General features: G+C 60.1%; 14 protein-coding genes. 4 read left to right on the top strand and 10 right to left on the bottom strand.

Going from position 1 to position 12554, the window contains the following annotated elements; translation table 11 throughout:
- Positions 1-31: 31 nt before the first annotated feature.
- From ACMXYI_RS10545 to ACMXYI_RS10505, 9 genes are all read right to left on the bottom strand, one after another.
- Positions 32-229 carry a FitA-like ribbon-helix-helix domain-containing protein gene (locus tag ACMXYI_RS10545; RefSeq protein ID WP_415773174.1) on the bottom strand — a complete coding sequence of 66 codons (198 nt, stop codon included), beginning with the start codon at positions 227-229 and terminating at the stop codon, positions 32-34.
- A 67-nt stretch (positions 230-296) separates the two neighbouring features.
- Positions 297-665, bottom strand: a complete 369-nt coding sequence (locus ACMXYI_RS10540; protein ID WP_415773173.1) for a glyoxalase superfamily protein — start codon at positions 663-665, stop codon at positions 297-299.
- A gap of 120 nt (positions 666-785) precedes the next feature.
- Positions 786-2243, bottom strand: a complete 1458-nt coding sequence (locus ACMXYI_RS10535) for an N-acyl-D-amino-acid deacylase family protein (RefSeq protein WP_415773172.1) — start codon at positions 2241-2243, stop codon at positions 786-788.
- Between the two features lies 1 nt (position 2244).
- Positions 2245-3105, bottom strand: a complete 861-nt coding sequence (locus ACMXYI_RS10530) for a MurR/RpiR family transcriptional regulator (RefSeq protein ID WP_415773171.1) — start codon at positions 3103-3105, stop codon at positions 2245-2247.
- A gap of 15 nt (positions 3106-3120) precedes the next feature.
- A complete protein-coding gene (locus ACMXYI_RS10525; RefSeq protein WP_008149082.1) occupies positions 3121-4470 on the bottom strand; it encodes a GntP family permease in 1350 nt (449 codons plus the stop codon).
- A 284-nt stretch (positions 4471-4754) separates the two neighbouring features.
- Positions 4755-6200, bottom strand: coding sequence for a SulP family inorganic anion transporter (locus ACMXYI_RS10520; protein ID WP_415773170.1), 1446 nt, complete (start codon positions 6198-6200; stop codon positions 4755-4757).
- Positions 6201-6408: 208 nt separating this feature from the next.
- Entirely contained in the window at positions 6409-7302 is an 894-nt protein-coding gene (locus ACMXYI_RS10515; RefSeq protein WP_415773169.1) for an NAD-dependent epimerase/dehydratase family protein, read from the bottom strand.
- A gap of 103 nt (positions 7303-7405) precedes the next feature.
- Positions 7406-8317, bottom strand: coding sequence for a LysR substrate-binding domain-containing protein (locus ACMXYI_RS10510; protein WP_415773168.1), 912 nt, complete (start codon positions 8315-8317; stop codon positions 7406-7408).
- A 57-nt stretch (positions 8318-8374) separates the two neighbouring features.
- Positions 8375-8965, bottom strand: coding sequence for an NAD(P)H-dependent oxidoreductase (locus ACMXYI_RS10505; RefSeq protein ID WP_415773167.1), 591 nt, complete (start codon positions 8963-8965; stop codon positions 8375-8377).
- Between the two features lie 160 nt (positions 8966-9125).
- On the opposite strand from ACMXYI_RS10505, the gene ACMXYI_RS10500 reads away from it, so the two are divergent.
- Positions 9126-9440, top strand: a complete 315-nt coding sequence (locus ACMXYI_RS10500; RefSeq protein WP_415773166.1) for a putative quinol monooxygenase — start codon at positions 9126-9128, stop codon at positions 9438-9440.
- Here ACMXYI_RS10500 and ACMXYI_RS10495 read toward each other — a convergent pair.
- Positions 9430-10194: a sulfite exporter TauE/SafE family protein gene (locus tag ACMXYI_RS10495; protein ID WP_415773165.1), complete on the bottom strand. Its 765-nt coding sequence runs from the start codon at positions 10192-10194 to the stop codon at positions 9430-9432. The two genes, ACMXYI_RS10500 and ACMXYI_RS10495, sit on opposite strands and share 11 nt — an antisense overlap.
- Before the next feature lie 221 nt (positions 10195-10415).
- On the opposite strand from ACMXYI_RS10495, the gene ACMXYI_RS10490 reads away from it, so the two are divergent.
- The 3 genes from ACMXYI_RS10490 (at position 10416) to ACMXYI_RS10480 (ending at position 12546) form a co-directional block, all read left to right on the top strand.
- A complete protein-coding gene (locus ACMXYI_RS10490; RefSeq protein ID WP_415773164.1) occupies positions 10416-11306 on the top strand; it encodes a LysR substrate-binding domain-containing protein in 891 nt (296 codons plus the stop codon).
- 55 nt (positions 11307-11361) lie between these two features.
- On the top strand, positions 11362-11937 hold the full coding sequence (locus tag ACMXYI_RS10485) for an NAD(P)H-dependent oxidoreductase (protein ID WP_415773163.1): 576 nt from the start codon (positions 11362-11364) through the stop codon (positions 11935-11937).
- Positions 11938-12135: 198 nt separating this feature from the next.
- A complete protein-coding gene (locus ACMXYI_RS10480; protein ID WP_415773162.1) occupies positions 12136-12546 on the top strand; it encodes a MerR family transcriptional regulator in 411 nt (136 codons plus the stop codon).
- Positions 12547-12554 lie beyond the last annotated feature (8 nt).

The following is a 12554-nucleotide window of genomic DNA, read 5'->3' as shown; positions in this document are numbered from 1 at the left end:
GTTGCCCCCAACATTCCCTTCTCTGTTTGTTCTAGCGAGAAGGAAACTCCAACTCCACGCCTACATCGGCGCCGAATCGATTGCTGATTCGAGTCCCCAAACCACCAGCAAGTGCATTCGTCAAAATCAGACAAGCCTCTTCTTCCACCGAACGGCCATTACTGTCTGCCGCGATACGCAATTGCTCATAGAGCTGATGATCAAGATTGCCAATGGTGAAGCTTGCCATAAGCCCCCTCCGGTACTCGCTGAATTGACCGACGAGACTAGCATGGGGCTCCGCGCATCCTCTGCGATCAGACACAAATCGCATTGGTAAACACCAACCGATTGCCGAACGGATCGCTGATGGTCATGTCCTGGCTGCCCCACGGCATGGCCTGGATCTGCGGGTGCGCGAACTTATAGTCCTTCGCCAACAATTGCTGCTGAAAGGCCTCAAGTTCATCGGTCTCGATCCGCAATGCCGAGCCCGGTGTGCTGTCGCCGTGATGTTCGGACAGATGCAGCACGCACTCGCCGCGGGAAATTTGCAGGTACAACGGAAAGTTGGGCTCGAAACGATGCTGCCAGTCGATCTTGAATCCCAGGAAGTCGACGTAGAACTCCACGGCCTTGATTTCATCGAAAATCCGCAGGATCGGGGTGGTTTTGCCGAAGCTCATGGAGTTGCTCCCAGACTGATAAGGCCCAGAGTGTAGCTGGGCGAGATGTCAGCGCTTCGGCTTGGCGATGGCTTTCTTTAGTCTCAATGTGCCATCACTGTGACGCAGCACTCGGAATGTTTACTGGAATCCGTCACGCAAGTCCCCTTGCCTCGCCAGAAACCGCCCTTCCCGTCTTCCGTTTGCCTGGCCTTCGCTGTAACTCAAGACACCGTTGATCCACACCCCGTCAATCCCTTCTGCCGCCCGTTGTGGATCATTGAAGTCCGCCACATCGCGTATCGTCACAGGATTGAACAACACCAGGTCCGCCCAATGTCCTTCACGGATTTCGCCACGTTCCTTCAATCCAAATCGCGCCGCCGACAACCCGGTCATCTTGTGCACGGCGGTGTGCAGCGGAAACAGTCCCACGTCGCGACTGAAATGTCCAAGCACGCGTGGGAATGCGCCCCACAAGCGTGGATGCGGGAACGGGTCTTCCGGCAAGCCGTCAGAGCCCACCATCGACAGCGGATGCGCGAGGATTCTTCGTACATCCGCCTCATCCATCCCGTAGTACACGGCGCCGGCCGGTTGCAGGCGTCGAGCGGCATCAAGTAGCGGCACGCCCCACTCGGCGGCGATGTCCATCAGGTCACGGCCGCCCACTTCAGGATGCGGCGTTGACCAGGTGATGGTGATGCGATGAGCGTCGGTGACTTGCTTGAGGTCCAGCGTCGAAGAGCTCGCCGCGTAGGGATAACAGTCGCAGCCTACCGGGTGGGTTTTCGCCGCGTGTTCGAGGGAAGCCAACAGTTGCGGACTACGCCCCCAGTTACCGGCGCCGGCACATTTGAGGTGGGAAATGATCACCGGTGTTTTCGCATGACGGCCGATCTGGAATGCCTCGTCCATGGCCTCCAGCACCGGCTCGAATTCGCTGCGCAAATGGGTGGTGTAGACCGCGCCGAAGGCGGTCAACTCTTCGGTCAATTGCATCACTTCATCGGTGGAAGCAGAGAAGGCGTTGGCATAGGCAAGCCCCGTGGACAGGCCCAACGCACCGGCCTCAAGACTGTCGCGCAGTTGCTCGCGCATCGCGCTGATTTCGTCCGGCGTGGCGGTGCGAAACAGATCGTCGAGGTGGTTGCTGCGCAACGCCGTATGGCCGACCAGTGCGGCCACGTTCAGCGTGGTATTCGCCGCTTCGACGGCTGCGCGGTAGTCGCTGAACCTCGGATAAACGAACGCTGCTGCGGTACCGAGCAGGTTCATCGGATCGGGCGGATCGCCGCGCAAACTCACCGGTGAGGCGCTGATCCCGCAGTTGCCGACAATCACTGTGGTCACGCCCTGGCTGAGCTTGGGCAGCATCTGCGGCTGGCGGATCACCACGGTGTCGTCGTGGGTGTGCACGTCGATGAAACCTGGCGCCAACACGCGGCCGGCGGCGTCGATTTCTTCGGTGGCGCTGGCATCGTGCAAGTCGCCGATACGCTCGATACGACCATTCAGAATCGCCACGTCGGCGGGGTAACCGGGCGCGTTGCTGCCGTCGATAATCAGGGCGTTGCGGATCAGCGTGTCGTACATCATGTCAGTCTCCCAGCGGCAAGTGATCGTCGCCGCCGCGGTAATCGTCCAGGGCGAGTTTGATCCGCCGCAGACGCTCTTGATTGTCTTCAGGATTGGCCAGCGCCAGCTCGGTGGCAAGCACGTCGATGGCCAGCAACATGCCGTAGCGTGCCGCCGTGGGTTTGTAGATGAAGGAGGTCTCGACGCCTTGCAGCGGCAGCAGCACATCAGCCAATTGCGCCAGCGGCGAGTCGGCGCGGGTGATGGCGAGAATGCGTGCGCCGTAGCTGCGCGCCAGCTCGACGGCTTCGATGAGTTCGGGGGTGATGCCGGTCAGCGAGCAGGCAATGACTGCGCGTTCGGCATCGAGGCTGGCGGCGGTGACGCGCATCATCACCGGGTCGTGACACACCGAGATCGGGTAGCCGAACCGCACCAGTCGCACTTGCAGTTCATCGCTGCACAACGTCGAACAACCGCCCATGCCGAACGCATGAATCATCCGCGCCTTGCCCAGCAGTTTCACCGCGTCGGCGAAACGCGATTCGTCGAAGGCCGACAGATGCTGGCGCAGGGTCGATTCAATATCTCCAACAATTTGCCCATAAAACGCCGACTGCTCGGGCGTGCCCGCCGGGTCCAAAAAACGGCTGCCGACGCCGCTGGCCTGAGCCAGTTGCAGCCGCAGATCACGCAAGTCGCGGCAGCCGACCGTACGGGCGAAACGCGAGAGTGTGGCGGTGCTGACTTCCGCTCTCAGCGCCAGTTCATCGAGGCTGGCGGCGGAGGCAAATCCTACGTCGTCGAGCATCAGCCGAGCGATGCGTCCTTCGCCGGCGCTGAAGGAATCCTGACGGGCGCGGATCTGGTAGAGGATGTCCATGGCAGGCGGCTCCGGCTAAAGCAGATAAGAAAGGCCAACGGTCAGACCGAAGGCGACGACCGAGATAATGGTCTCGAGCACCGTCCAGGTCTTGAAGGTCTGGGCGACGGTCATGTTGAAGTATTCCTTGATCAACCAGAAGCCGCCGTCATTGACGTGGGAAAAGATAACCGACCCCGCGCCCGTCGCCAGCACCAACAGCTCTGGATGCGGATAACCCAGACCAATGGCCACCGGCGCGACGATGCCCGACGCGGTGGTCATGGCCACCGTGGCAGAACCGGTGGCGATGCGCATCAACGCCGCAAACAGCCAGCCCATCAACAGCGGCGACAGGTGGAATACCTGGGCCAGGCTGACGATCTGGTCGGTGACGCCAGCGTCCACCAGAATCCGGTTCAAGCCGCCGCCCGCCCCCACCAGCAAGGTGATGCTGGCGGTCGGTGCCAGGCATTCGTTAGTGAATTTGAGGATCGATTCGCGGTTGAAACCCTGAGCCAGACCGAGGGTCCAGAAACTCAGTAAAGTCGCCAGCAGCAAGGCAATTACCGAGTTGCCGATGAATAACAGAAACTGATTGAAACCGCTGCCCGGCGTAGAAATCAGATTGGCCCAGCCACCGACCAGCATCAGCACCACCGGCAACAGAATGGTCGCCATGGTGATGCCGAAACCCGGCAGGCTGTCGCGCGGTTCACGCTCGAGGAACTGACGCTCCAGCGGGTTATCTTCCGGCAGTTGAATACGCGGCACGATGAACTTGGCGTACAGGGGACCGGCGATTATCGCGGTCGGTATCCCGATCAGGATCGCGTAAAGCAAGGTCTGCCCCACCGAGGCCTGATAAGCCTGCACCGCCAGCATCGCCGCCGGGTGTGGCGGCACCAGGGCGTGGACCACCGAGAGCCCGGCCACCATCGGTAAACCGACCATCAGAATCGACACGCCCACGCGCCGCGCCACGGTGAACGCAATCGGCACCAGCAGTACAAAACCGACCTCGAAGAACAGCGGCAGTCCTACAAGGAAAGCGATGCAGACCATCGCCCAGTGCGCATTTTTCTCACCGAAGCGATCGATCAACGTTCGCGCCATCTGCTCGGCACCGCCGGACTCGGCCATCATTTTGCCGAGCATCGTGCCCAGTGCGACCACCAGAGCGATATGCCCCAGCGTCTTGCCGACGCCCGCCTCGTACGCCCCCACCACACCCGACGGTGGCATCCCCGCCAGCAGCGCCAGGCCGATGGAGACCAGGGTGATTACGATGAACGGATTGAGTCGGTAACGGGCGATCAGAACGATCAGCGCGATGATGGCGATGGCGGCGTAAACCAGCAGCCAATAGCCGAAGGACGGTGTCATGCGGTACTCCTCGAAAGGGTCACGTCGAATGGGTTGTGAAACTCATAAAACATTTCGAGGTGTGATTTTCAAACGAGGTGAAAGTAATTTTCGTTGAGGGATAAGGGTTGTCGCGCAGAGGTATGCGGGGTCGTGTGTTATGAAAATCGAGGGGAGTTATTTACATGATCGTTCCCACGCTCCGCGTGGGAATGCAGCCAGGGACGCTCTGCGTCCCAAGAGCGGACGCTCTGCGTCCGGTGAGGCATTCCCACGCAGAGCATGGGAACGATCACTCATCCACTTCAGTCGTGATTCACGCGTGCACGCTTGAGCAGTTTCTTGCAGCGTTCGGACAAGTGCAGCACGCGCAGCTGTTTGCCGGTTTTTGCATAGCGCTCGCGTAAGGTCTTGAGCGCGGCGATGGCCGAATAGTCGACGAAGCTCAAGTGGCGACAGTCGATCGTCACCACGGACGGATCGTTGGCGGGGTCGAACTGATTGAGAAAAGGCGTAGTCGAGGCGAAGAACAGCGTGCCATGTAAGTGGTAGAGCTTGCTGCCGTCCACTTCAAGATGACTGTCTGCATAAAGCTCGCGGGCCTGTTGCCAGGCAAAGTTGAGCGCCGCAATGATGATCCCGCAGAGCACGGCGGTGGCCAGATCGGTGAACACCGTAATGACCGTTACCGCGATGATCACCAACACGTCGTTCAGCGGCACCTTGTTCACCACCCGCAACGAAGCCCAGGCAAACGTCTGCTGCGACACCACGAACATCACCCCGACCAATGCGGCCAGCGGGATGCGCTCGATCAGCGGCGAAAGGAAGAGGATAAACAGCAAAATCATCACCCCGGCCACCACACCGGACAGCCGACCGCGACCGCCGGAACTGAGGTTGATCACCGTCTGCCCGATCATGGCGCAACCGCCCATACCGCCGAATACACCGGAGACCATGTTGGCCGCGCCCAGCGCCACGCATTCGCGATCCGGGTAGCCACGGCTCTCGGTGATCTCGTCGGTGAGGTTCAGGGTCAGCAAGGTTTCCAGCAGGCCGACTAACGCCATCAAAATCGCGTAAGGGGCGATGATGCGCAGGGTTTCCAGGCTCCAGGGGATGTCTGGCAGCGCAAAGGTCGGCAAGCCGCCGGCGATGTGCGCCATGTCGCCCAAGGTGCGGGTCGGCAGACCGAGCAGATAAACCGCCAGACCAACGCCCAGAATCGCCACCAGCGCTGGCGGCACGGCGCGCGTCAGACGCGGCAGCACGTAAACGATGGCCATCGTCACGGCAACTAGCCCGGCCATCAGGTACAGCGGCGGACCGCTGAGCCAGACGTCACCGCTCTTGAAGTGTTCCAGCTGCGCCAAGGCAATGATGATCGCCAGGCCGTTGACGAAGCCGAGCATCACCGGGTGCGGCACCATGCGCACCAGCTTGCCCAGTTTCAGCAACCCGAACGCGAGCATGATCAACCCACCCAGCAACACGGTGGCCAGCAAGTACTGCACGCCGTGCTGCACCACCAACGCAACGATTACCACCGCCATCGATCCGGCGGCGCCGGACACCATGCCCGGCCGCCCGCCGAAGAGCGCGGTCAACGTGCAAATGATGAAAGCGCCGTAAAGCCCCATCAATGGATTGAGGTGAGCAACCAGCGCGAAGGCGATGCATTCGGGTAGCAGGGCGAAAGACGTGGTGAGTCCGGCCAGGGTATCGGCGCGCAGACGTTTGGGTTTCATGGCTGACCTAAAATACAGGCGGGAAAAGAGGGGGCGGATGTTACGGAATTGAGGGCGGCCCGGCCAGTTATTGGGTCGCCAGAAACGCAATCGCGAGCAAGCTCGCTCCCACAGTGGATCTTCGTCGTACACAAAATCTGTGCCGTATAGTGATCAAATGTGGGAGCGAGCTTGCTCGCGATGAACGATGACGCGGTTTAGAGTGAACTCACACCATCTCGTCACGAATCCATTCAATCACCGATGTCCGTTTCGGCGCCCAGCCCAGCAACTCCCGCGCCTTTTTACCGCGAACCCGGCTGTTGGAGCCCAGGCCATAGTTGGCCATTTCATAACCCCACTCAGCTTCGGCATCTTTCAGCGGCCAGTCTTGTGGCTCACCCAGATTCAGCGCTTGGGCAATCGCAGTGGTCATGTCGATGAACGACGCTTCACCGCTTTCGACGAAGTAGAAGGTGCCCGGTACGTTCTTGGTCAGCGCCAGCAGGTACAGGGAGGCCACGTCTTCGATGTGCACGTTGGACCAGATGTTCTGGCCGGTACCGACATGCCGGACCACACCACTTTTACGCGCCTGTTTCAGTAAGCGCGGCAATTGCACGCTGTCACGATTCACACCCAGGCTGTGACCGTAGATCAGGGTGTTGCAGATGACTGCCGAGTTCACCCCGTCCTTTGCTGCGGCGAGGATCAGGTTGTCGATGGCCACGCGAGCAGCCTTGTCGACGGTCGGCTCCGGCAGGTTGTCTTCGTAATAGATAACGTCGCTGGATTTGCCGCCCGACGCATCGCCAACAATGCTTGAGCCGCTGGTGTGCAAGAACACTTTGTTGGAACCGCGAAGTGCATTGAGCAATGCGTCCACCGCGCCGCGATGGTCGCTGCTGGCGGCGTTGATCACGGCATCGGCGGCGCGGGCCTGTTCGGCCAGCAATTCGCTGTCGTCAAGCGTGCCGATAACCGGGGTGATGCCCAGAGCGCGCAGTTCATTGGCTTGTTCGGCGCTGCGAACCAGGCCTGTCACCTTGTGGCCAGCCTGGACCAGACCCGTGGCGATGGAGCCGCCGATAAAACCTGCAGCACCGGTAACGAATACGTTCATGGAGAGACTCCCTGCGTTAATAAGTGATGCAGCCAGTATCGAGGACCGATGCCTGCGGAAACAGACGGCGTTGCCCAATTCACTCTTGCGCAGAGGTCACGAATCAGCCCTTGAAGTCCGCGTTCGCGTAAGCCGCCAATTTGCCCTGGATGAAGTCCAGGAAGCATTGAATCCGTAGCGCAAGTTGCGAGTTACGGTAGTACACCGCATTGATCGGCTGGCGATAGCCGCTGTTGAAATCCGCCAACAGCACCTGCAAGCGTCCGGCGCGGATGTCATCAATCGTCATGAAATGCGACAGGCAGGCAATGCCCTGACCTTCCAGCGCCAGGTGCCTGATCGTCTCGCCGCTGGAGGCGCTGATCGACGCCTGAATCGGCCAACGATCACCGTGAACGTAGCGCAACGGCCATTGGTTGAGACCTTCGTTGTTGGTGAAACCCAGCAGCGTGTGCCCGGACAAATCCGCCACTTCAGCCGGTACACCGTGTTTCTCAAGATAGGCCGGGCTGGCGACGATGTGCAGCGGGCTGCAACCCAGAGATCGAGCGTGCAAGGTCGAGTCGGCGAGCGTGCCGATGCGGATGGCGATGTCGGTGCTTTGCTCGAGCAAATCGATGATCAAATCGTTGCTGTTGAGTTCCAGCTGGATGTCCGGATAGAGCCGGCGAAACTCGTCGATGTACGGCACGATGGCGTGCAGCATGAACGGCGATGCGGCGTTGATCCGCAGACGCCCGGACGGGGTTTGCTGACGTGAGGTCAGGCGCTCTTCGAGCTCGTCCATCTGATCCAGAATCAGCTTGGCGTGCTCGAAGAAGTACTTGCCCTCTTCGGTCAGGTCCATGCGCCGCGTGGTGCGGTTGATCAGCGTGGTATCAAGTTTCGCCTCCAGCCGCGACAGTGTGCGGCTGACCGCTGAAGGCGTTTGCCCGACCTGTTCGGCCGCAGCGGAAATCGATCCGCACTCAATCACGCAGATGAAAATCTGCAACTCATCGGATCTGGCTTTCACGGATGCCCCTCATTCAAAACTGGCTTGATAGTAGCTGGATGCGGGGCAAAAGGAACCTCACGCCGGCAGACCGAACACCTCGGTCAAATGCTGCTCATAGCGTGCGACATCGGCTTCGACATTCGGGCGCTTCATCACATCGACGGCCAGGAAGGTCGGCAAACCGGTCATGCCGAGGAATTCGTTGGCCTTGTGGAACGGGAAGTACACTGCGTCCACGCCCTTGCCTTCGAAGAAGTCGGTCGGATCGTCGAAGGCTTGCTGCGGCGCGTTCCAGGTCAGGGACAACATGTATTGCTTGCCCTGCAACAGACCACCGCTGCCGTACTTTTGCGAAGCGTCGGAACGGGTGCGACCGTCACTGGCGTACAGGCTGCCATGGCCTTCGGTGAAAACTTCGTCGATGTACTTCTTGACGGTCCAGGGCGCGCCCATCCACCAGCCAGGCATCTGATAAATGATCACGTCGGCCCAGAGGAATTTGGCGACTTCTTCGGCGACGTCGTAACCCTCGTCGATGAGGGTGGCTTTCACGTCGACACCGCCGCGATCCAGCACGCTCAGCGCGGCTTCATGCAGGGTGGCGTTGTAGCGGCCATCGGAGTGGGCAAATTTTTTGCCGCCATTGAGCAACAGGACTTTTTTCATGGGAAGTCTCGGAAGGTTGGAATTCGATGGCGGCAGCGTAGCGATCCGCCTCGCGCGGAATAAGCGCTGAATTCACAAAATTCATTTGACCAATACGCACGAATCGACAAGCGATTGTTGCCATAAACTTGCGCCGATTCTGAACTTGGGGAAATTTCTGATGAGTGAAATGCAAGGCTTCATCCTGCACGCCAAGACCCGCCCGGAAAAATCCGACGCCTTTGAAGCGTTTTTCAGCGGCTATGTGGAAGCAAGCCGCGCCGAGCCGGGTTGCATCGAATACCACATGCTGCGCGACAAACAGGACCCGACGCTGTTTATCTTCTATGAGATCTGGCAGTCCCAGGCTCACTTGGACGTGCACTCGAACCTGCCGCACATGAAGCAGTTCCTCGAGCAGCGCGATGAGTACCTGGAACGGGATTTCGATATCCGCGCCATCGACATGCTCAGCCCATCGTCCGTTACCCGCTGATCAGCAAGTGGCCGCCGAGCACGCCGAGGCCAATGAAGAACACACGCTTGAACAGCACGGCGCTGATCCGCTGGCGCAGCCATTGCCCCAGCAACATGCCGAGCACCGCCGGGATCAGCGCCAGCAACGACGCACTTAACTCGCCACCGCCCAGTGCGCCACGCCATAACAGGCCGGCGGCGAGAGCCAGGGTCGAGACGGTGAACGACAGACCCAGCGCCTGCACCAGTTCATCCTTGCTCAAGCCCAAGGCTTGCAGATAAGGCACGGCCGGAATCACGAAGACGCCGGTGGCCGAGGTGATGACGCCCGTCAACAGGCCGCAAAAAGGACCGAACCAACGCTCGGTGTGACGCCCGACACGCAAGGTCGGTAGTAACAATCCGCTCAACGCATAGAGCAACAGCGCCGCGCCCAATCCCCGCACGACCCAATGACCACCGGCCATGCCGATCCACAACGTGCCGGCTCCGGTACCGATGAAGATCGCCAGCAACATCGGCCACAGGCGTTTGATCAACCCCCGCAGATGCCCGCCGAATGCCAGTTGCCAGACATTGGTGAGCGTCGCGGGGATGATCAGCAGTGCGGCAGCCTGCGACGGCGCCATAGCCAGACCGAGCAAACCCATCGCGATGGTCGGCAGACCCAGGCCGATCACACCCTTGATCATGCCGGCCAGCAGAAAGGTTGCGATGACCATCAATGAAAGGGCCAGACCGAGGTTTTGATAGAACGCGGCGAGAGTATTCATGGCGCTATCGTGAGCCCGGATTGGCTGCTTGAAAATCTGCCATATACTGAGGCAGCCTCTCGTCAAGCAATAGGCTGAAAACTTCGTCGTTTTGAGGGCCGCTATCGCGAGCAAGCTCGCTCCCACAGTGGACCGAGTCGGTGCGGATGACGCGGTCACCTGTGGGAGCGAGCTTGCTCGCGATAGCGTCCTTCCAGACAACATAGATCAATAGGTTGCCGATGCACTTCGACCTGACCGACCTGCGCCTCTACTTGAACATCCTCGACAGCGGCAACATCACCGCCGGCGCAGCTCGCAGCCATTTGTCCCTGGCGGCGGCGAGTGCGCGCATCCGCGCCATGGAGGCTTCGTTGGGGATCGAGTTTCTGCAACGCGGTCGCCGTGGCGTCACGCCCACACCTGCGGGCAAAGCGTTGGCGCAACACGCCCGCCTCCTGCTGCAACAGGCCGAACGCATGCAACAGGACCTGGCCGAATACGCCAAGGGCGTCAAAGGCCAGGTGCGGTTGCTATGCAACACCACCGCGATCACCGAATACCTGCCGGAGTTGCTCGCAGACTTTCTGCGCGAGCATCCGAATCTCGACATCGACCTTCAAGAGTTGCCCAGCGCCCGCATCACCCATGCGTTGCGTCAGGGGGCGGCGGACCTCGGGATCGTGTCCGACGCCGTGGACACCGATGACCTCCACACCCGGCCGTTTCGCGATGACCCGCTGGTGCTGATCCTGCCCCCGGAACATCCCCTGACCGAACACCCGTCACTGACCTTCGCACACACCTTGAGCCACGCCTACGTGGCCCTGGGCGCCAGCAGTGCATTGGCGATCCACCTGGAAGAACAGGCCCTGCACATTGGCCAGCGCATGCCGATCCGCATTCGCGCCGACGGCTTCGACGGGGTCATTCGCATGGTCGCTCGCGGCGCAGGACTGGCCATCGTGCCGCTGGTCGCCATCGAGCGCTGGCTGCCGGCGCAAGCTGTCACGACCCGCGCTCTTCCCGAAGACTGGGCCAACCGCACCCTGAAAATCTGCGCCCGCGACTTCGACAGCCTGCCCGGTTACGCCCGGGCCTTGCTGGAGGCTCTGACGCCGGGAACGCCTTGACTCTACCGTTAGGGGCAGACTCTATGCTGCGGGCTTCAATTCAGGAGTACACGCGATGAGCAAACGAATGCTCGTGATTCTGGGGCACCCCTCCACCGACAGTTTCTGCGGGGCACTGAGCGAAACGTACGTCCAGGCCGCCAGGGATGCCGGTCATGACGTGCGGCTGCTGCGTCTGGATGCGCTGGACTTCGATCCGGTCCTGCACGAGGGCTATCACACGATCCAGCCGTTGGAGCCGGACCTGTTGCAAGCCCAGGCCGATATCACCTGGGCGGAACACCTGACGTTCGTTTATCCGATCTGGTGGGGCGGAATTCCGGCTTTGATGAAGGGCTTTCTCGACCGCATTTTCCTGCCCGGCTTTGCCTTCAAATACCGTGAGGGCAAGGCCTTCCCCGACAAACTGCTCAAAGGACGGACGGCGCATCTGCTGGTGACCATGGACACGCCGCCCTGGTATTACAAATGGGTCTATCGCATGCCCGGCCTGCACCAGATGCGCAAGACGACCCTGGAGTTCTGCGGCATCAAGCCATTGAAGACCCTCACCTTCGGCCCGATCCTGGGCTCCAAGTCGACCCAGCGCGACGCCTGGCTGGAACAAGCCCGGGTCACCGCCGGCAGCTGATGCTCCCCCTCGCTGTTTGCTGACGGCGTGCCCGACGCCGTCAGCCCGTCTCCACGCCCCCGTCAAGTGGTCGTTCGTCGCACGTGCGTCATTTACACGCTGCTGCAACCTTTGAATGTTATTCCCTATATTATTCCCTCCGGTCAGGCATGAAGTCTGGTCGCGCTATACCCTGTTTGATCATCGAGACGGATCTTTATGTATATCGGTAAAGCTGCCCAGCTGTCGGGCACCACAGTCAAAAGCATTCGCCATTACGAGGAAATCGGCCTGTTGCCGGAGCCAAAACGTGAAGGCAAATACCGCATCTACAGCCAGCAAAGCGTCGAAGTGTTGACGTTCATCAAGTGCGCCCAGCAATTGGGCTTCAAGCTCAAAGAGCTACAAGTGATGTTGAACAACTACCACGGCAACGAATTCCCGTGGGACATGGCGCAAAAAGCGATCGCCGAAAAAAAGGCCGAACTGGTTTCCCAGATCGGCGCTCTACAGCAATTGCACAATGGCCTCGAAGCGTTTGAAAGCAGCCTCAACGATGCCCGACAGGAATGTCAGTTCGAGCGTATCGCCCGCTATGGCGAAAAAAACCCGAACAATACGCTGAACTGAAATCCCTG

The organism is Pseudomonas lyxosi, from assembly GCF_047758685.1.
GTDB lineage: Bacteria > Pseudomonadota > Gammaproteobacteria > Pseudomonadales > Pseudomonadaceae > Aquipseudomonas > Aquipseudomonas lyxosi.
Note: the sequence above shows the minus strand (reverse complement) of the source record. Positions and strands in the feature narration are given on the sequence as shown.

What these genes read in the sequence shown, in the direction of transcription:
- ACMXYI_RS10545 (WP_415773174.1), bottom strand. Translation starts at nt 229, where the DNA reads ATGGCAAGCTTCACCATTGGCAATCTTGATCATCAGCTCTATGAGCAA.
- ACMXYI_RS10540 (WP_415773173.1), bottom strand. Translation starts at nt 665, where the DNA reads ATGAGCTTCGGCAAAACCACCCCGATCCTGCGGATTTTCGATGAAATC.
- ACMXYI_RS10535 (WP_415773172.1), bottom strand. Translation starts at nt 2,243, where the DNA reads ATGATGTACGACACGCTGATCCGCAACGCCCTGATTATCGACGGCAGC.
- ACMXYI_RS10530 (WP_415773171.1), bottom strand. Translation starts at nt 3,105, where the DNA reads ATGGACATCCTCTACCAGATCCGCGCCCGTCAGGATTCCTTCAGCGCC.
- ACMXYI_RS10525 (WP_008149082.1), bottom strand. Translation starts at nt 4,470, where the DNA reads ATGACACCGTCCTTCGGCTATTGGCTGCTGGTTTACGCCGCCATCGCC.
- ACMXYI_RS10520 (WP_415773170.1), bottom strand. Translation starts at nt 6,200, where the DNA reads ATGAAACCCAAACGTCTGCGCGCCGATACCCTGGCCGGACTCACCACG.
- ACMXYI_RS10515 (WP_415773169.1), bottom strand. Translation starts at nt 7,302, where the DNA reads ATGAACGTATTCGTTACCGGTGCTGCAGGTTTTATCGGCGGCTCCATC.
- ACMXYI_RS10505 (WP_415773167.1), bottom strand. Translation starts at nt 8,965, where the DNA reads ATGAAAAAAGTCCTGTTGCTCAATGGCGGCAAAAAATTTGCCCACTCC.
- ACMXYI_RS10500 (WP_415773166.1), top strand. Translation starts at nt 9,126, where the DNA reads ATGAGTGAAATGCAAGGCTTCATCCTGCACGCCAAGACCCGCCCGGAA.
- ACMXYI_RS10495 (WP_415773165.1), bottom strand. Translation starts at nt 10,194, where the DNA reads ATGAATACTCTCGCCGCGTTCTATCAAAACCTCGGTCTGGCCCTTTCA.
- ACMXYI_RS10490 (WP_415773164.1), top strand. Translation starts at nt 10,416, where the DNA reads ATGCACTTCGACCTGACCGACCTGCGCCTCTACTTGAACATCCTCGAC.
- ACMXYI_RS10485 (WP_415773163.1), top strand. Translation starts at nt 11,362, where the DNA reads ATGAGCAAACGAATGCTCGTGATTCTGGGGCACCCCTCCACCGACAGT.
- ACMXYI_RS10480 (WP_415773162.1), top strand. Translation starts at nt 12,136, where the DNA reads ATGTATATCGGTAAAGCTGCCCAGCTGTCGGGCACCACAGTCAAAAGC.